The organism is Thermomonospora sp. CIF 1 (assembly GCF_001896795.1).
In the GTDB taxonomy this organism is placed as follows: Bacteria; Actinomycetota; Actinomycetes; order Streptosporangiales; family Streptosporangiaceae; genus Thermomonospora; species Thermomonospora curvata.
Map to the genome: position 1 here is coordinate 57,601 of NZ_MOYN02000013.1, position 18,451 is coordinate 76,051.

At 73.0% G+C, this 18,451-nt stretch carries 10 protein-coding genes and 1 pseudogene; 4 read left to right on the forward strand and 7 right to left on the reverse strand.

The features are described from left to right. The first annotated feature begins 7 nt into the window (after window positions 1-7). Window positions 8-829: a TrmH family RNA methyltransferase gene (locus tag BUE48_RS06270; RefSeq protein ID WP_012851630.1), complete on the forward strand. Its 822-nt coding sequence runs from the start codon at window positions 8-10 to the stop codon at window positions 827-829. Here the strand turns inward: BUE48_RS06270 and BUE48_RS06275 are convergent. The 3 genes from BUE48_RS06275 to BUE48_RS06285 form a co-directional block, all read right to left on the reverse strand. Next, window positions 777-1,826: a hypothetical protein gene (locus BUE48_RS06275; protein WP_286989273.1), complete on the reverse strand. Its 1,050-nt coding sequence runs from the start codon at window positions 1,824-1,826 to the stop codon at window positions 777-779. The genes BUE48_RS06270 and BUE48_RS06275 overlap by 53 nt on opposite strands. Window positions 1,827-2,050: 224 nt before the next feature. Then, entirely contained in the window at window positions 2,051-2,419 is a 369-nt protein-coding gene (locus tag BUE48_RS06280) for a UCP033725 family protein (RefSeq protein ID WP_012851632.1), read from the reverse strand. Next, window positions 2,416-5,250 (reverse strand): SseB family protein, encoded by a 2,835-nt coding sequence (locus BUE48_RS06285; protein ID WP_286989276.1) that lies wholly within the window; start codon window positions 5,248-5,250, stop codon window positions 2,416-2,418. Before BUE48_RS06285 ends, BUE48_RS06280 begins: the two co-directional genes overlap by 4 nt. 248 nt (window positions 5,251-5,498) lie before the next feature. On the opposite strand from BUE48_RS06285, the gene BUE48_RS06290 reads away from it, so the two are divergent. Next, the gene (locus tag BUE48_RS06290) at window positions 5,499-5,885 is read left to right on the forward strand and encodes a DUF8711 family protein (protein ID WP_286989278.1); all 387 of its coding nucleotides are present in this window, start codon (window positions 5,499-5,501) and stop codon (window positions 5,883-5,885) included. A 51-nt stretch (window positions 5,886-5,936) separates the two neighbouring features. On the opposite strand, the gene BUE48_RS06295 is transcribed toward BUE48_RS06290, so the two are convergent. From BUE48_RS06295 to BUE48_RS06305, 3 genes are all read right to left on the reverse strand, one after another. Continuing rightward, window positions 5,937-9,506 (reverse strand): transglycosylase domain-containing protein, encoded by a 3,570-nt coding sequence (locus tag BUE48_RS06295; RefSeq protein ID WP_286989279.1) that lies wholly within the window; start codon window positions 9,504-9,506, stop codon window positions 5,937-5,939. A gap of 236 nt (window positions 9,507-9,742) precedes the next feature. Beyond that, on the reverse strand, window positions 9,743-10,924 hold the full coding sequence (locus BUE48_RS06300) for an FKBP-type peptidyl-prolyl cis-trans isomerase (protein WP_286989281.1): 1,182 nt from the start codon (window positions 10,922-10,924) through the stop codon (window positions 9,743-9,745). A 358-nt stretch (window positions 10,925-11,282) separates the two neighbouring features. Continuing rightward, on the reverse strand, window positions 11,283-12,116 hold the full coding sequence (locus BUE48_RS06305) for an acyl-CoA thioesterase (RefSeq protein WP_286989283.1): 834 nt from the start codon (window positions 12,114-12,116) through the stop codon (window positions 11,283-11,285). Window positions 12,117-12,321: 205 nt separating this feature from the next. Here BUE48_RS06305 and BUE48_RS06310 point away from each other — a divergent pair. Continuing rightward, window positions 12,322-14,624, forward strand: a pseudogene (locus BUE48_RS06310) (phosphoketolase family protein). 28 nt (window positions 14,625-14,652) lie between these two features. Next, a complete protein-coding gene (locus BUE48_RS06315; RefSeq protein ID WP_286989284.1) occupies window positions 14,653-15,741 on the forward strand; it encodes an acetate/propionate family kinase in 1,089 nt (362 codons plus the stop codon). Here the strand turns inward: BUE48_RS06315 and BUE48_RS06320 are convergent. Then, window positions 15,683-18,409 carry a cation-translocating P-type ATPase gene (locus BUE48_RS06320; protein WP_286989285.1) on the reverse strand — a complete coding sequence of 909 codons (2,727 nt, stop codon included), beginning with the start codon at window positions 18,407-18,409 and terminating at the stop codon, window positions 15,683-15,685. The two genes, BUE48_RS06315 and BUE48_RS06320, sit on opposite strands and share 59 nt — an antisense overlap. Between the last annotated feature and the right edge of the window lie 42 nt (window positions 18,410-18,451).

The window sequence follows — 18,451 nt, forward strand, 5'->3', positions numbered from 1 at the left end:
CGCGCAGATGGCGACTGTGATCCCGGTCGAGGACCCCGCCGACCCCAGGCTCACCGACTACACGCGGCTGCGCGACGTGCAGCTGCGCAAGAGCCTGGAAGCCGAGCACGGGCTGTTCATCGCCGAAGGGGAGAAGGTCATCCGCCGGGCGGTGCGGGCCGGCTACCCGGTGCGCTCGGTGCTGACCTCCCGGCGCTGGCTGGAGCCGCTGTCGGACCTGCTGGAAGGGGTGCAGGCCCCCGTCTACCTGGCCGACGAGCGGGTGCTGGAGGGCGTGGCCGGCTTCCCGGTGCACCGGGGCGCACTGGCCGCCATGGCCCGCACCCCGCTGCCGTCGGTGCCCGAGCTGATCGCCGCGGCCCGCCGGGTGCTGGTGCTGGAGGACCTGGTCGACCACGGCAACGTGGGGGCGATCTACCGGTGCGCGGCGGCGCTGGGGGTGGACGCGGTCGTGCTGTCGCCCCGGTGCGCCGACCCGCTGTACCGGCGGGCGGTCAAAGTCTCCATGGGAGCGGTCTTCGCGATCCCCTATGCCCGCATGGACGACTGGTACCACGGCCTCGGCGACCTGCGGGCGGCGGGTTTCCGGCTGCTGGCGCTGACCCCCGACCAGTCGGCCGTCCCCATCGACAAGGCGGTGCCGGCGGCCGGGGAGCGGGTGGCGCTGCTGCTCGGCTCCGAGGGCGACGGGCTGTCCTCGCGCTGGCTGAAAGAGGCCGACGAGGCGGTGTGCATCCCGATGAGCCCGGACGCCATGGACCGCGGCGTCGACTCCCTCAACGTGGTGGCCGCCGCGTCCATCGCCTGCTACGGGCTGATGCGCTCTTGAAGGCCGCCGGCCGCAAGGCGCCGGGGCGGCGGGGACGCCGGTGAGCGCCCCGCCGGACGGCACCGGCGGCCACGGCGCGGCGGCCGCCCAGGCGCAGCCGGATGAGCAGCAGCGAAAAGGCCACCCCCAGCGCCGACAGCCAGGCCGCCTGGGCGCCGGCCAGCCGTTCGAGCGCGCCGTTGCGCCGCTCCTGCAGGTCATTGCCGCGCAGCGCGGTCGGCGGGACGATCGGCGCGGGGGAGAACCCCGGCGCCAGTTCCGGCCGGGGCGGGCTGACCTGCGGCAGCTCGACCCGGGGCGGAGGGGTGAAGTCCCCGCTGGGCGTGGGCGGGGTGTAGGCGGTGCCGCCGTCGGAGGAGCCGCTCTGCCCGCCGGAGCCGCCCTTGCTCTCAGACGGCGAGGGCGTGGGGGCCGGCTTGCGGCGCACCGTGATGACCTTTGCGGCGGAGGCCCCTTCGCCGCCCTTGGCGGTGACCTCGGCGGTCAGCCGCACCCGTGTGCCCTTGATCTTCTCGGGAACGGTGAGCTCGACCTCCACCCGCTTGCCCCGCTTGCCGACCCCGCCGAGCTCGCAGGCCTCCTCGGCGCAGCGGGACAGGGCGGGGGCGGGCCGGCCGGAGGCGGTGAGGGCCAGCAGCGCTTCGGTGACGTTCTTTTCGGCGGTGACGCGGACGGTGACGGTCACCTTCTCGCCCGCGAAGACCCCGCCTGCGGGCAGATCGATGCGGACCCCCATCGGCACCAGCTCGGGGGCGCTGGAGGTGGGGGAAGGGGAGGGCGTCTCGCCGGGCTCCTCGGGGGCGGGGCTTTGCGGCGCGGAGGGAGTCGGCGAAGGCGTCGCCGGCGGTTTGGGGGGCGCCGTCGGTGTGGCGCTCTCCGAAGGGCTGGGCGTGGGCGAAGGCGTCGCCGGTGGTTTGGGGGACGCCGTCGGCGTGGCGTTCCCCGTGGGGGTGGGGGAGGCGGAGGCGTCGGCCCACAGGGGAACCGCGGCCCCCATCGTCAGCACCGCCGCCGTACCGAGCCCGGCACAGATCGGACCGCACACCGACCTGACCACGCCACCGTACCTCCGTGGCACCGCCTTGACCCTGCCCTTTCCGCCCGGGCTCGCCACAACTTGCCCTTTACCCTTGTTAGAAGAGCAAAAATCATGCGATCACAGTTGTGACGAATGATCAAATTGGCGACGGGGGGTGATAGCCGGATTTCGGGGGGTATCGGCTAGACGTATTGTTCGTGCAGATTCTCCACTTCTGAGCGGGAGGCCCACGCCTGCCAGACCCCGTGGTCGATGCGGTCCAGCTCCAGCCGCTCGGCGACCTCCGCCCGGCCGCCGACGTACTCCACCCGCAGCCAGCTTTCGTGCTCGCCGACCACGATGAACGGCTCGCCGCGCCAGGTGCAGGCGGTACGGACGTAACGGATGCCCTCCACCTCGTCCAGCGGGACCACCCGGCGGTGCCGACCCGGCCGGATCTCGGTGAAACCCTCGGCGGGCTCGGCGGAGTAAAGCCTGACCTCCCCGTCCGCGCCGGGGCTGGCCTCATACTCCCGGCCCCGCCAGCGGACCAGGTAACCGTCCCGGATCACTTGGCCTCCTCCTCGTCGGGGCGCACCCAGGCGAGCCGGTCGGGGTCGTACATGGCGATGAACCGCTCGGTGCGGTCCTTGCCCAGGTAGTACATCTCGGCCCCGTACGGCAGCCGGGCGCTGTCGACCTTGTACTCGCGGATCGATCCGGCGCTGCCGGGGGCGAACCCGTCGCCGCGGAACGGCGGGCGCTCCTGCACCCAGCCGGCCTCGCCCCACGCCCGCACCTCCTGCTCGGTCTGCCCGCCGAAGGGAATGCGGTACAGGCCCGGGCAGTAGGCCGGCCAGCGGATCACATAGACGCCCTCGTCGGAGGGGGAGAACGGCGACCCCTCATACAGCAGGCCGAGCGCCTCGTAAAGCTGCACCGGCGTCTGCAGGTCGGTGACGTCGGAGATCGGGTGCACGAAACCGCTGACCCGGTCATAGCCCTGTTCGAGGTACCAGCCGACGTGCCCGTGCGGGAGCACCTTCTGCATCACGACCGGCTGCATGAGCGCCGCGTCTTCCTCATCGGGCTCCGGCGCGTAGCGGGAGTCGCGGCCGGCCGGCACGGCCTCCAGGTCCGTGACCGTCTGCGCGGGGTCGGCCACGGTCTGCGCGGGATCGACCGTGGTCTGCGTCGGGTCGGCCACGGCCTGGGCGAGATCCGCCACCGTCTGCGCCGGATCCGCCGGCTCGGCGGGACGGGGCCGGATCAGCCCCACCCGGACGGCCCACTCGCTGAGCGCCTGCACCTGATCGCCCTCCAGCGAGGCGCCGATCCGGGTGCCCGGGTTGAGCGCCATCGCCCAGTCCGCCCGCGGCCAGGAGGTGATCAGCTCGCGGAAGTCGGCGTAGACGAACCGGGAGGACGGCAGCACCTCCCGCAGCCGCAGCAAAGAGGTGAAGACCTGCACCGCCGAGCCGTCCCGCAGCGCCGCGTCCCAGCGGAACTCCGGCTGGACGGGGGTCACCTCCAGCGGCGCGTCCTCCGGGATGGGCACCAGCACGCTGGCCGCCAGCAGCACGCGCAGGAACGCGTCGGTGTCCCCGCTCAGTGCGGCCTCATAAAGCTCCTGGTCGATCCGGTTGCCGGGCTGGAACGGCGGCTCGGGCTCGGCGGGCTCCGCCCGGTGCGGCGCCCAGTCGGTCTCCTGGGCGGGGGCGGATGCGCCCTCGGCCGGACGCTCACCGGCCTCCTGCGGCGCGGGGACCGGCTGCGGTGCCGCGGCGGCGGGTTCCGCCTGGGCGGGCGGCCGTTCGGCGGCCGCGGGGGGAGCCTCGGGCCGCGGGGCGGCCGGGCGCGCCGCCTCGGCCAGCGCCCGGATCCGGTCGCTGGGCATCACCGCGTTGATCGGCGTGGCCGGGTTGACCACCAGCGTCCAGCCCTCCTGCGGCCATGCCTCCATCAGCTCCAGGAAGCTCGGCATGATGAACCGGGACGGGCCGATGGTCTCGTGCATCCACTTCAGGGACGTGAACGCCTGGATCGCGACCATCCCCCGCACCGGGACCGGACGCCAGGGGAACTCCGGGTCGTCGGGCCGGATGCCCCAGGGGGTCTGCGGGTCGGCGGGGATCAGCGCCTGCGCACCGGCCAGCACCTTGAAGAACGCCTCGCCGTCCCGGCGCACCGCCGCCTCGAACAGCCGCCGCTCGATGTCGTTTTGCGGTTCGAAGCCGTCCACCATGCGCTGGGCGGCGATCTGGTCGGCCCACTCCGACAGGTTCCGCAGCCGCTCGCCCGGCAGCGTGGCGCCCACCGGGGAGCCGCTGTTGACCGCCAGGTCCCAGGACGGGTCGGGCCAATAACGCGCCACCGCGGTGAACGGGACCGTGATGTGGTCGCCCCGCCCCGGCACCGGGCCCTCCCCGTTCAGGTCGCGCATCCGCTCCACGGAGGTGAAGACCGGGACCACGGTGCGTCCCTCGATCTCCCCGGTCTGCCAGGGGAAACCGGCCCGGCCGGGCCGCAGCGAGTAGTCCGCCTCCGGCGGGATCGGCAGCAGCACCTCCGCCGCCGCCAGCACCTTCAGATAGGCGTCCTGATCGCCGCCGGCCAAGGCGCGCAGCAGCTCCCGCTCCACGTCGTTGGCCGGCTGGAACCGCGGCTCCTGCCCGGCCGTGGAGGGGGCCGCGGGCGCCGTCGCCTCCGCCGGCGGCTCGGGGGCCTGCTCGGCCGGCGTCTCGGCGACGGCGGCGGGGCCGTGCGGACCCGGCAGCGGCACCGTCTCCTCCGCGGACTGCGGCGCGGCGCCCGGTTCCGGCTTCGCCCCGGCGGGCGGCTGCGGCTCTGCGACGGCGGCCTGCTGCGCCGCGGCCGGGACCTGACCGGAAGGAGCGGCCGCCGCCACACCGGTGAGCGGGGCGGTGGGCGCCTGCTCGGCCGGCGCCGCGTGCCGGGCCGGCTGCTGCGGCCGGTCGCCGGCGGGCCGCCCGGCGCGCGGCGGGCGGGGATCGCCCTCGGTGAGCTGCCTGATGAACCACGACGACAGCCTGGCCTCGATCGGCAGGCCGGGGTTGACGGCCAGCCACCAGCCGCCGTCGGGCCAGGAGGCGGCGACGTCGCTGAACTTCAGCCGCAGAAAGTGCCGCTGAGCGGGCCCCAGGGCCTCCCGCATGGCCGCCGCCGAGGTGAACGCCGGCACGTGCACCCGGCCGTCCTCCTCGCGGGTCGGCCAGGACAGCTCGGCCCGGTTGGCCAGCACATCCTCGAGCCGGTCGGGCGGGACGGGAATGACGAGTTCGGCTTCCGCCAGCAGACGGAAATACGCCTCCTGATCACCGGCCTGCAACGTCTCCCGCATCCGGTGTTCGAGCTCGTTCGCGGGCCGCCACGCGTCGGCCACGTTCGCCACCCCCTGAGGCTCCGTGCGCCCCCTGCCGTCGAGCACACATGCGGACCTGCCTACGCTACACGGGCGAAAGGACAGCAAGTGCCTGCCGTGCCAGGCGGTTGACGACATCCAGTCCGAACCTCTGCCCAGCGTAAGCGTCCCACCGCCGATAGGGGCACCGTATGCGAGGCGAGGCGCGGTCATCGTGTCGGGTGCGCAAGGATGACACTCGCCGACGGGGTCCAGTTCGTGGAGGTTGGATGCGTAACGGGGTGAAATCCGGGGGTACGGTGCCGGTGGCCGCGGTATGCGCGGTGCTGGTGCTGGCCACCGGGGGCTGCGGCGTGCTCGGCAGCAACAAGGGCGAGGTGTGCGCCGACGCCAAAAGGACGGTGCAGGAGTACATCGGGCGGCTCAAGGAGATCGCCGCCAACGACCCCGCCCAGTGGAAGCAGACCACCGACCAGTACGCCGGCCGCTTCGACGCCTTGGCCAAGGAGTCCGACGACAAGGCGCTCAGCAAGGCGCTCCGCGACCAGTCGGCCCGGCTGCGGGCCGCGGCCGCCCAGGTGGGCAACGGCGATGTCGCGGCCCTCAACCAGACCCTGACCGAGACCCCGGCGCGTCTCGGCGAGGCCTGCGGCTGACCGGCCGGCGGCGTGGCGCCCCGGGCCGGGGACGCCACGCCGCCGCCGATGTCACTCGCGGCGGCCGGCCGGGCCGTGGGGCGCCTCGCCCTGCTGCGGCGCCATGCCCTGCTGCTGCGCGGGGTTCTGCCGGCGGCCCTCACCGCCGCCACCACCGCCGTCGCCGCCGCCACCGCCGTCACCGCCGCCGTCGGGCGGGTTCGGCGGCTGCGGCGGGTTCGGCTGCTCGGGACCGGGGTCCTCCGGGCCGCCCGGCTCGGGCGGACGGGGGACGGAGGGCTGCGGCGCGGGCCTGGTCGGCCTGGGCCGCGGGCTGTCGGGCCCCTGCGGGGCCGGGGCGCTCGGCTGCCCGGTCGACCGGCTGTACCCGCCGCCCCCGGAGACGTAGCTGGAGGGCGGGCCGAAGCTCTTGGGCTCCAGGCCCTTGATGGCGATCACATCGGTCATGTACGTCCGCCAGATCTGAGCGGGCAGCACACCGCCGAACGCGCTGTAGCCGCCGATCTCCACCTGCTTGGTGGGGCTGTCGGCGCGGAAGATCGCCACCGAGGTGGCCAGCTGGGGGATGAACCCGTTGAACCACAGGGCGTTGCCGTTGTCGGTGGTGCCCGTCTTGCCGGCCACGTCCCGCCCGTCGTACAGCCGGGCGTTGGTGCCCGTTCCGCTTTCGACCACCTTGGTCATCGCGTAGGTGGCGTCCCGGGCGACCTGCGGGCTGAAGACCCGCCTGCCCTTTTCGGTGTAGACGTGCTTGTCGCCGTCCAGCTCGGTGACGGACTTGACCACATACGGGGTGCGGAAGATCCCCTCGGCGGCGAACGTGGCGTACACCCCCGCCTGCTGCACCGGGTGCACCGAGACCACGCCCAGCGAGAAGGTCGGGGCCTTGTTGGCGCCGTTGGCGGTCAGCTGCTCGCGGGGGATGCCCATCTTCTCGGCCATCTCGGTGACCTTGTCCAGCCCGACCTCCAGGCCGAGGTTGACATAGCCGGTGTTCACCGAGTTCTGGGTGGCGGTGACCAGGTTGATCATCCCGTAGCTGGCGCCGCCGCTGTTGCGCACCGGGGTGCCGTTGTAGTACTGCGGGGAGCTGCCGTTGACCACGCTGCCCAGCGTCTTGCCGTTGGCCAGCGCGGTGGCCAGCACGATCGGCTTGAACCCCGATCCGGCCTGCGCCCAGTGGCCGAAGGCGGTGCTCAGCTGCTCCTCCAGGTAGCCGCGCCCCCCGTAGAAGGCGACGACCTGCCCGGTGGCCGGATCCACCGACACCAGCCCGGTGAGGGTCCGCTCCCCGACGTTGGGGGGCAGGTTGGCCTTCACCGCCTTCTCGGCGGCCCGCATCAGGTCCTTGTCGAAGGTCGTGACGATCTTCAGCCCGCCGCGGTTGATCTGGTCCTCGGTGTAGCCGCGGCGCTCGCGCAGCTCCTTTTGCGCGATGCGGACCATGTAGCCGATCTGGCCTTTGAGGATGTCGGTGACCTTCTGCTCGACCGGCATGGGGAACTTCATCGCCGCCGCCTCGGCGGGGGTGAGCGCCCCGGTCTCCACCATCGCGTTCACCACCGAGCGCCACCGGTTCTCGGCCATGGCGCGGTTGTCGCCGCTGGGGTTGCCGAACGGGGTGGGCTGCTGGATCGCCGCGGCCAGGTAGGCGGCCTCCGCCTTGGTGAGCTGCCCGACGTCCTTGTCGTAGTAGGCCTGGGCGGCGGCCTGGATGCCGTAGGCGTCGCGGCCGAAGTAGATGGTGTTCAGGTACTGCTCGAGGATCCAGTCCTTGTCCCGCTGGCTGCCGACCTTCAAGGAGACCATGATCTCCTTGAACTTGCGGTTGATCGTGCGTTCCTGCCCCAGCCCCTGGTAGTAGTTGCGCACCATCTGCTGGGTGATGGTCGAGCCGCCCTGCAGCTGCTCACCGGAGACCGTCGACCAGAACGCCCGGATCGTGCCGCGGATCGACACCCCCGGGTCCTCATAGAAGCTGCGGTTCTCCGCCGCGATCACCGCGTCGCGCACGTGCTCGGGGACGACCTCCAGGTCGACCTTGTGGCGGTTCACGCCGATCTTGGCGATGAGGGTCTTGCCGTCGTCGTAGTAGAACTCCGGGCCCTGCGCGGTGGCGTCCTCCTGCGGGGAGGGGACGGGCGTGAGCATGTAGGCCACGGCGAACGCGGCGATGGCCAGGCCCAGGAAGAGCAGCATCGCGATGGCGGCCCGGCGCGTGTAGCGCACCAGCCGGCTGCGCTGCTTGCGCCGGCGGCCGCCCCGTCTGCCGCTCCGGCCGGCCTTCTCCCGCTCCGCAGCCGCCCCCACAGCCGCGTCCTCCCCCTTGTCCGGCACCGCGACGCTTCCCAGGGAGGCCGCCGCGGACGCCGCCCCGGTCTCCCCCGCCGGGGCTTGCGCCGTGCCGCCTCCGCCTGCGGCGGCTCCCGCCACCATCGCAGTACCCGCTGCGCCGGAGGATTGCACTAGGGCCGCATCGGCCCCTGCAGTCTCAGAAGTGCTCGTCCGTCCCGCCTCGGCCATGGCGTCACCGACGGCCGCAGCTTCCCCCTCCTTCCGGGAAGCGGACGCGGCCGGGGCGTCGGAGAGGGCCGGCAGGTCCACCCGCGTCTGCTCGCTCTCATCGGAGAGCTTCGGCAGGTCCACCCGCGTGCTGTCGGCGTCGTCGGGCAGCTGCGGCAGGTCGAGCCGGGTCCGGGTGGAGTCGCCGCCGGGGTCGGCCTCGGTCTCCGCGGCGGCGCCCGGCGAGGCGTCCCCGCCGGAGACGGAGCGGCCTTCCGCGCCGTCTTCGGCGGACGCATCGGTGCGCCCGTGCCCGCCCCCGGCGGGGTCTGCTGCGGCTGCCTCGGGTTCCGCGGCGGCGCCGGCGGCCCCGGCGGAGACGGCGCGGCTTTCCACGGCATCGCCGGTGTCCGCGACGGCGCTCGGAACGGTCCCGTCGCGGCCGTCCAAGACATCGGCCGCCGTGCGGGAGCCGCTTGCGGCGTCGCCGGATTCGGCGTCGTGCTCGGTGGGCGTGCTCGAGGCCGGGTGCTCTTCCTCGGCCGCGCCGGAGGGCTTGTCCGGGTCGGGGGCGGTGTGCTCGGGGTGAGCCTCCGTGCCGTCCCCGGTGGGTGTGCCGGTGCAGGGTTCGTCGCCTGCGGCCTCACCGGAAGAGCCGCCGGAACCGGTCTCGGCTGTGGCGGTGGTGCCGGTGGGTTCGGCGTTGGTCTCCGTGCCGGTGCCGGGTTCGTTGTCCGCGGCGTCGGAAGAGCCGTCGGGGCCGGCGTCGGCTTCGGGGGCGATGCCGCCGGCGGGCTCGTCGGGTTCACTGCGGGTCGCCGCGGTCTGGTCGGAGGGGGTGCCGCGGTCGGCGTGGGTCTCCATGGTGTCGTCAGAGAAGTCGTCGGGGTCGGCGTCGATTTCCGTGGCGTCGCCGGGGGCGGCTTCCGCGGCGGGGGCGGAGGACGCGCCCGGGGCGGCGTCGGTTCCCGGAGGGGTGCCGGAAGATCCGCCGGGACGGGGGGCGGCCGGAAGGCCGGCGGAGGGGGGTGGGGTGCCGGTGACCGGCGAGGCCGCTGCACCGCCGTCGTCCGGCTCGATGGGCGTCGTGCCATCCGAGCCCATGCCGCTGCTGCTCACGTGCCCCCCGTGATGTTCTTGTGACTGACGATACCTGAGGGAATCTGCTGTGTCGGTCGGCCGATGCCTGGGGCCCTGACTTCCACAAACAGGACGATCAACACCTCCCGAAGGTTGTCGTGGTCGATGTCACCGGCCGCCGGGGACTTTCCTTACGGCGGTCTTACGAGCAGCCGGAACGCCGAGACGGCGGACCCCGGCCGGGGCCCGCCGTCTCGGGTGCCGATGCAAGCGGTTTACTTGGGCGCGGTGCCGAGGATGTCGACGATGAACACCAAGGTGTCGTCGCCCTTGATGCCCGCCTGCTTCTGGCCTTCCTTGCCGTAGCCCTCCTTGGGCGGCAGGATCAGCATCACGCGGCTGCCGACCTTCTTGCCGAGCAGGCCCTTGTCGAAACCGGGCACGGTGGCGCCGGTGCCGACCTCGAAAGGCTGCACGGTGTCGCGCTTCCAGCTGGAGTCGAACTCCTTGCCGTTGCGCCACAGCACGCCCTTGTAGTGGGTGACCGCGGTGTCGCCCTTGGCCAGCGCCGGGCCGTCGCCTTCCACCAGGGTCTTGACGACCAGCTTGTCGGGCGGGGTCACGCCCTCGGGGATCGTCACCTTGGGAGCCAGCCCGTCCTTGGCGGGCGTGACGGTGGGCAGGCCCTCTGCGGAGAACTTCTTCTGCTCGCCCGGCACCGTGGAGTTCTTGGGGAAGGACTTGATGATGTCCATCACGAACAGGATCGTGTCGGTGCCGGAGATGCCCATCTCGGGCTGGCCGTCCTTGCCGAACCCGTCGGCGGGCGGCACCTCGATCATCACCCGGGAGCCGACGGCCTGCCCGGTGAGGGCCTTGTCGAGGGTCTTGTCGATGCCCTGCAGGTCCTTGCGGCCGATGTGCACCGCCCTGGGCCCGCCCTCGCCGTAGGTGCTGCCGAGCTTGCCGTCCTTGTTCTCCTCGTCTTCTTCACCCGGATCGGCGCTCGGGCCGGCGTCCTTGGCCGGCCACCTGTAGTAGGCCATGTGGATGTAGGCCAGGTCGTCGGCGGCCAGCTTGGGGCCGGTGCCCTGGGTGAGGACGGTGGTCTTCAGCTTGCCGCCCGGGTGCAGGCCCTTGGGGATCTCCACCTTCGGCTCCTTGCCGAACGCCCCGCTGACCTGGAGGGTGGGACCCGGCCGGGTGAGGTACCAGGCGGTGCCGCCGGCCACCGCCAGCGCGGCGGCCACCAGCGCCGCGATCGTCATCCGCCGGCGCCGCTTGGCCTGGGCCGCGGTCAGCGGGGACGGCCGGTTCGGGGTGCGGCGGCTGGAGGCCGAGCTGATCCCGTGCGGCGTGAAGTCCGGACGCTTGATGCCCTGCGCGCTGGGCAGGTTGACCTTCAGCCGCGGGGGCGGGGCCGACGAACCGCCGCTCGGCTTGTCATCCTCGGGCATTTTCCTCACTGATTCCGGCTAGACGACACCTCAAAGAGCACACCTTGCCAGCACCGGCCTAAGGGCGGCGTGAAAACCGTGCGAACAAGACCGGACCGAATGTATCGGCCCGGACCGGTCGCTGGAACCCGATGGGAGCGCCTGCCCACCGCGCCGGGCCGGCCCTGTGGCCGCTGGCGGACCGACGCAGGCAGTCTAGCCGTGCCCGGTGGGCCGTCCCGGCGGAGCCGAGGTCGCCGCGCCCGCCGAAAGGCCCGTTCACCGGCGAGGTATCCCCAGCTCAGCGGGCTTGCGGCCGGCCGTGGCGAAACCCGGGGCCGCCGCTGTTATGACAGGGCACAATCCTGGGCGCGGCGGATCAGTTCTCCTCATCGGCAAAGCGCAGCAGGGCCTCTTGGGCCACGGAGGCCACCAGGGTCCCGTCCCGGGTGTGCAAGGTGCCGTGGGCCAGGCCGCGCGAGCCGGAGTTGCTGGCCGGGCGGGTCCAGTACAGCAGCCACTGGTCGACCCGGGCCGGCCGGTGGAACCACAGGGCGTGGTCGAGGCTGACCGCCATCTGCACCGATCCGCGGGTGCCGGGCGCGACGGCGCTGGGGACCACTCCCATGTCGGACAGGTAGGTGATCAGGCAGGCGTGCAGCGCGGGGTCGTCCCCGACCGGCGCGTTGACCCGGATCCAGAACGGATGGCGCAGCAGGAACGGCCGCCTTGGACGGCCGGGCCGGACCATCCGGATCTCAAAGGGGAGCAGGTGCCGAAGCAACCGGTCCGTCGTCACCGGCTCCAGCTCCTCTGGGCCGGGCACCCCCTCGGGCGGGGACGGCTGCCAGTCGTGCCCCGGCTCGGGGTCGTGGAAGGAGGCCACCATCTCCAGGATCGGCTTGCCGCCCTGGCAGGCGGTGACATGCCGGGTGGAGAAAGAACGCCCGTCCCGGGTGCGGTTCACCTCCAGCCGCAGCGGCTCCCCGATGGCGCCGGGACGGATGAAGTAGACGTGCAGGGAGTGCGGCGGCCGCGCGGGGTCGACGGTCAGGCAGGCGGCGCGCAGGCTCTGGGCGGCGACCTGCCCGCCGAACAGCCGCTCCCTGCCCACGGCGGGGGATTCGGCGAGGAAGGCATCCCCCTCCAGCGGCTGCAGGGTGAACATCTGCTCGATGGCGGACGGAGCAGGGCCCGTCGTCTCCTCCGGCATGCTGAACCTCTTTCGATCCGCCGTTCATGGTGGCATGCCGGCTTCGCCCGCCCTGCGGGCCGGGGTCGGTTTCGGCGCGGAGAGGGGACCAATGGCGAGGTTCGGGCCGCCGGATCAGGGGCAGGTCGTCTTGCGTGCACTCCCCGTGGGACGGGCCGCATCCCGCCCCGGCCCGGATCGCCGACGCCGAAGGATGCCAGACCCCATGACCGACACCGCCGTACCCGTTCATCCCACCGCGCCGACCGATGCGGAGGTGCGCCTGCTGGACGCTCACTGGCGGGCCGCCAACTACCTGTCGGCCGGGCAGATCTACCTGCTGGACAACCCGCTGCTGCGGGAGCCGCTGCAACCCGGCCACATCAAGCCGCGCCTGCTGGGCCACTGGGGCACCACGCCCGGCCTGAACTTCTGCTACACCCACCTCAACCGGGTCATCAGGACCCGCGACCAGAACATGATCTACATCATGGGGCCGGGCCACGGCGGGCCGGCGGCGGTGGCCAACGCCTGGCTGGAGGGCACCTACAGCGAGGTCTACCCGGAGGTCTCCTGGGACGAGACCGGCATGGCCCGGCTGTTTCGGCAGTTCTCCTTCCCCGGCGGCGTGCCCAGCCACGTGGCCCCCGAGACGCCCGGCTCCATCCACGAGGGCGGCGAGCTGGGCTATGCGCTGGTGCACGCCTTCGGCGCCGCCTTCGACAACCCCGACCTGGTGGTGGCCTGCATCGTGGGCGACGGCGAGGCCGAGACCGGGCCGCTGGCGGCCGCCTGGCACTCCAACAAGTTCCTCGACCCGGTGCGCGACGGCGCGGTGCTGCCGATCCTGCACCTGAACGGCTACAAGATCGCCAACCCCACGGTGCCGGCCCGCATCCCCGAACGGGAACTGCTGGCACTGTTCGAAGGCTACGGCTACCGCCCCTACGTGGTCGCCGGAGACGACCCGGCCGTCATGCACCGGAAGATGGCCGAGACCCTCGACCGGGTCATGGATGAGATCGCCGCCATCCAGCGCAACGCCCGCGAGGGCGGGAACAAAGGCCGCCCCCGCTGGCCGATGATCATCCTGCGCACCCCCAAGGGCTGGACCGGCCCCAAGGAGGTCGACGGCGTGCCGGTGGAGGGCACCTGGCGCTCCCACCAGGTGCCGCTGCCGGGGGTGCGCGAGAACCCCGAGCATCTGGCCCTGCTGGAGCGGTGGTTGCGCTCTTACCGGCCCTGGGAGCTGTTCGACGGCACCGGCCGCCCGGTGCCGCAGGTGCTGGCACAGACCCCGCGGGGGGAGCGGCGGATGAGCGCCAACCCGCACGCCAACGGCGGGCTGTTGCTGCGCCCGCTGCGCCTGCCCGACTTCCGCGACTACGCCGTCCCGGTGGACCGGCCGGCCACCACTTTCGCCGAGCCGACCCGGGTGCTGGGCGCGCTGCTGCGGGACGTGATCGCCGCCAACCCCGACAACTTCCGCATCATGGGCCCGGACGAGACCGCCTCCAACCGGCTGAACGCGGTCTTCGAGGTCACCGACCGGACCTGGCAGGCCGAGCGGCTGCCCACCGACGACCACCTGGCCCCCTCCGGCCGGGTGATGGAAGTGCTCAGCGAGCACCTGTGCCAGGGCTGGCTGGAGGGCTACCTGCTGACCGGCCGGCACGGCCTGTTCAACTGCTATGAGGCGTTCATCCCGCCTCGCTGAACTACCTGCTGTCCTCGCACGTGTGGCGGCAGGACCACAACGGCTTCACCCACCAGGACCCCGGCTTCCTGGACGTGGTGATGAACAAGAAACCCGAGATCATCCGGGTCTACCTGCCGCCGGACGCCAACACCCTGCTGGCGGTGACCGACGGCTGCCTGCGCTCCCGCGACTGCATCAACGTGATCGTGGCGGGCAAGCAGCCGGTGCTGAACCTGCTGCCGATGGACGACGCCGTCGTCCACTGCGCCCGCGGCATCGGCATCTGGGAGTGGGCCGGCACCGACGCCGGCGCCGAACCCGACGTGGTGCTGGCCTGCGCCGGGGACGTGCCGACCCTGGAGACGCTGGCCGCCGCCGACCTGCTGCGGCGCCATCTGCCACAGCTGCGGGTGCGGGTGGTCAACGTGGTGGACCTGATGCGGCTGCAGCCGCCCACCGAGCACCCCCACGGCCTGACCGACCCGGAGTTCGACGCGCTGTTCACCACCGACAAGCCGATCATCTTCGCCTTCCACGGCTACCCGTACCTGATCCACCGGCTCACCTACCGCCGGCACGGGCACGGCAACCTGCATGTGCGCGGCTACAAGGAGGAAGGCACCACCACCACGCCCTTCGACATGGTCATGATGAACGACCTGGACCGCTTCCACCTGGTCATGGACGTCATCGACCGGGTGCCGGGGCTGGGCGTGCGGGCCGGGCACGTCCGCCAGCTCATGACGGACGAGCGGATCCGCCACCGCGCCTACACCCGCGAGCACGGCGAGGACCCCGCCGACATCACCGAATGGGTCTGGCCGCACTGAGCCCGTCCGGCATGCGAAGGAGACGCCCATGCGGGTGCTGACGGTCAACCCCGGCTCCAGCAGCCTCAAACTCAGCCTGCTGGAGGAGGAGAAGCTGCTGGAGCGGGCACAGGTGCCGACCGGCTCGGCCGAAGAGGAGGCGCGGGCGCTGGCCGAGACGCTGCGGCGGATGCCCGTCCCGGACGCCGTCGGGCTGCGCTTCGTGCACGGCGGCCCCGGCTACCGGGGGCCGGTCCTCATCGACGAGGCGGTGACCGAGCGGCTGCACGAGCTGGCGGACCTGGCGCCGCTGCACCAGCCGCTGTCGCTGCGGGCGCTGAAAGAGGTGCGGCGGCTGCTGCCGCACGTGCCCGCCGTGGCGTGCTTCGACACCGCCTTCCACGCCGAGCTGCCCGAGGCCGCCGCCACCTTCCCGCTGCCGGCCGAATGGCGCGAGCGCTTCGGGCTGCGGCGCTACGGCTTCCACGGCCTCTCCCACGCCCATGCCGTCCGCCGGGCCGGGCAGCTGCTGTCGGCCGACCCGGCCGCCCTGCGCCTGGTGGTGTGCCACCTGGGCGCGGGCGCCTCGCTGGCCGCCGTGGCCGGGGGCCGGTCGGTGGACACCACCATGGGCTTCACGTCCGCCGACGGGCTGGTCATGGCCACCCGCCCCGGCTCCCTGGACCCCGGCCTGCTCACCTGGCTGCTGCGGCACGGCGTCACCGGCGAAGAGCTCGCCGAGGCGGTCGTCCACCGCTCCGGGCTGACGGCACTGGCCGGAACGGGCGATATGCGCCGCATCGAGCAGCGCGCCGCCGAGGGCGACGATCGCGCCCGCCTGGCGCTGGAGGTCTATCTGCACCGGTTGTGCGCCCTGATCGCGGCCATGACCGCCGCGCTGGGCGGGCTGGATGTGCTGGTGTTCACCGGCGGCGTCGGCGAGCACGACGCCCACGTGCGGCGCCAGGTGACCGAACGGCTGGGCTACCTGGGGCTGGAGGTGGACGAGCGGGCCAACGAGGCCGCCCACGGCGACGCCGAGATCACCCGGCCGGGCGCCGCCGTGCGCACCCTGGTGGTCACCTCGCGGGAGGATCTGGAGATCGCCGCCGGTGTCCGCCGGGTCCTGCTGTCTTGACCCGGCGGGATTCGCGGACCCGCAGCACGGCCTTGAACGCCTCGACCACCGCGTAGGCGGCCACGGCCACCGCGACCATCCGCAGCCACGGCCCCGCGCCCAGCGGCGCCGACCCGAACACCTCGTTCATGAAGGGCGCGTAGGTGTACAGGAGCTGGACCGCGATCAATCCCAGCGCGCCCACCCCGATCCACCGGTTGCGGCGGATCCCGCCGATCAGCAGCGGCCGGTGCAGCGACAGGCAGTTGAACACGTAGGCCAGCAAGGTCAGCGCGAAGACGTTCACCACCACCGTGCGGGCCTCCTCGGTCGAGCCGATGCCCTGCTCGTGGTGGAACAGCCCGAACGCCCCGGCCACCAGCACCGCCGACACCAGCAGGATCTGCGCCACATGCGCCCGGGTGAGCAGCGGCAGGGACGGGTCGCGGGGCGGGCGGCGCATGATGTCGGCGTCGCGGGGCTCCACCGCGAACGGCAGGCCCAAGATCAGCACCGCGGTCATGTTCAGCCACAGCACCTGCACCGGCAGGATCGGCAGCTGCCCGCCGGTCACGATCGCCGCCACCAGCACCAGCCCCAGCCCGACGTTGGCCGGCAGCGCCCAGACGATGAACTTGACCAGGTTGTCGAACACGCCGCGGCCCTCTTCGACGGCCGCCTCGATGGAGGCGAAGTCGTCGTCGGTGAGGACCATGTCGGCCGACTCCTTGGCCACCTCGGTGCCCGAGCGTCCCATCGCCACGCCGATGTCGGCCTGTTTGAGGGCCGGGGCGTCATTGACCCCGTCCCCGGTCATCGCCACCACGTGCCGGCGCCGCTGCAGCGCCGTGACCAGGCGCAGCTTCTGCTCGGGGGAGACGCGGGCGAACACGTCGGTGCGCTCGGCCGCCTCCGGCAGGTCCGCATCCGGGGTGGCGGCCAGCTCGGCGCCGGTCATCACCCGGATCGGCCGGCCGCCGCCCAGCCCGACCCGCTCGCCGACGGCCCGGGCGGTGGCGGCGTGATCACCGGTGATCATCTTCACCTGGATCCCGGCGGTCAGGCAGTTGCGCACCGCGCCGGCGGCGGCCTCGCGGGGCGGGTCCTGCATGGCCTGCAGCCCCAGGTAGGTCAGCGGGGGCGGCTCCTCCTCGCTCAGCTGCGCGGTGCCCGGCTCCAGTTCGGCCCGGGCGAAGGCCATCACCCGCAGCCCTTGACGGCCCAGGTCGTCGGCCAGTTCGGCGATGGCGTCGCGGTCCAGCGGCTCGCGCTCGCCGGCGTGGTCGATCCGGTCGGCGCACATCGGCAGGACGCGCTCCACCGAGCCCTTGACATAGACGGCGCCGTCCGCGTGCAGCGTGGCCATGTACTGCCGGGCCGACGAGAACGGGATGACGGCCACGCGGCGGGCGGCGTCCGCCACGCCGGCTTTGCGGGCACTGGCGACCAGGGCGCCCTCGGTGGGGTCGCCGCTGAGCTCCCAGCGCCCGTCCTTTTCGGTGATCTGGGCGTCGTTGCAGGCCAGCCCGGCGGTCAGCGTCGCCGTTAAAGCGGGGTGGTCGGCGGGACGCACCACGCGCCCGTCCACCAGGAACCGCCCGTGCGGGGCGTACCCGCCGCCGGTCACCTCATACAGCCGCCCGCCGGCGGCCACCGCGGTGACCGTCATCTGGTTGCGGGTGAGCGTGCCGGTCTTGTCGGTGCAGATCACGGTGGTGCTGCCGAGCGTCTCCACCGCCGGCAGCCGCCGGATGATGACATGGCGGCCCACCATCCGGGACACCCCCAGCGCCAGGGTGATCGTCACCACCGCCGGCAGCCCCTCGGGGATGGCGCCCACCGCCAGCGCCACCGCCGCGATCAGCATCTCGTCCACCGGCTGCCCGCGCGCCAGCCCGATCAGGAAGGTCAGCGCCGCCAGCGCCAGGATCGCCACCGTCACCAGCCGGCTGAACCGGGCGATCTTGCGGGTCAGCGGGGTCTGCACGCCGGGCGTGCGGCCCACCATCCGGTGGATCCGCCCCAGCTCGGTGGCGCCGCCGACGGCCACCACCACCCCCGTGCCCCGCCCACCGGTCACGAACGTCCCCGAGTAGGCCATGTCGCGCCGGTCGGCCAGCTCCACCTCGCCGACCGGGGCGGGGTCCTTGCTCACCGGGGTGGACTCGCCGGTCAGCGCCGACTCGTCCAGCCGCAGGTCGGCCGCCTCCACCAGGCGCAGATCGGCGGGCACCTTGTCGCCGGCCTCCAGCGCCACCAGGTCGCCCGTCACGATCTCGGTGGAGGGCACCCGGTGCCGCCGGCCGTCGCGGATCACCGTGGCGACGGTGCGCGTCATCGCCACCAGCGCCGCCAGCGCCTGCTCGGCCCGCGACTCCTGGACGAACCCGACGAAGGCGTTCAGCAGCACCACCGCCATGATCACGATGGCGTCCACATGGTCGCCCAGCAGCGCCGTCACCAGCGCCGCGGCCAGCAGCACGTAGATCAGCGGGCTGTGGAACTGCAGCGCAAAGCGCGCCAGCGGGCCGCGCCGCCGTGCGGCGGGCAGCTCGTTGGGGCCCGTCCGCTCCCGCCGCGCCGCGGCCTCGGCCCAGGTCAGCCCTTTTTCGGGGTCGCCGTCCAGTTCCCGCACCACCTCGGCCGCCGGCCGGGTGTGCGCGGTCTTGGGGATGGACGTGGTGTTCACGCCTCCAGCCCTACCCGGCAGAGCCGGAAAGGATCAGGGACG

Excerpts from the sequence above, each read along its gene's own strand:
- BUE48_RS06270 (WP_012851630.1), top strand. The coding sequence starts at position 8 with ATGGCGACTGTGATCCCGGTCGAGGACCCCGCCGACCCCAGGCTCACC.
- BUE48_RS06275 (WP_286989273.1), bottom strand. The coding sequence starts at position 1,826 with ATGGGGGCCGCGGTTCCCCTGTGGGCCGACGCCTCCGCCTCCCCCACC.
- BUE48_RS06290 (WP_286989278.1), top strand. The coding sequence starts at position 5,499 with ATGCGTAACGGGGTGAAATCCGGGGGTACGGTGCCGGTGGCCGCGGTA.
- BUE48_RS06300 (WP_286989281.1), bottom strand. The coding sequence starts at position 10,924 with ATGCCCGAGGATGACAAGCCGAGCGGCGGTTCGTCGGCCCCGCCCCCG.
- BUE48_RS06305 (WP_286989283.1), bottom strand. The coding sequence starts at position 12,116 with ATGCCGGAGGAGACGACGGGCCCTGCTCCGTCCGCCATCGAGCAGATG.
- BUE48_RS06315 (WP_286989284.1), top strand. The coding sequence starts at position 14,653 with ATGCGGGTGCTGACGGTCAACCCCGGCTCCAGCAGCCTCAAACTCAGC.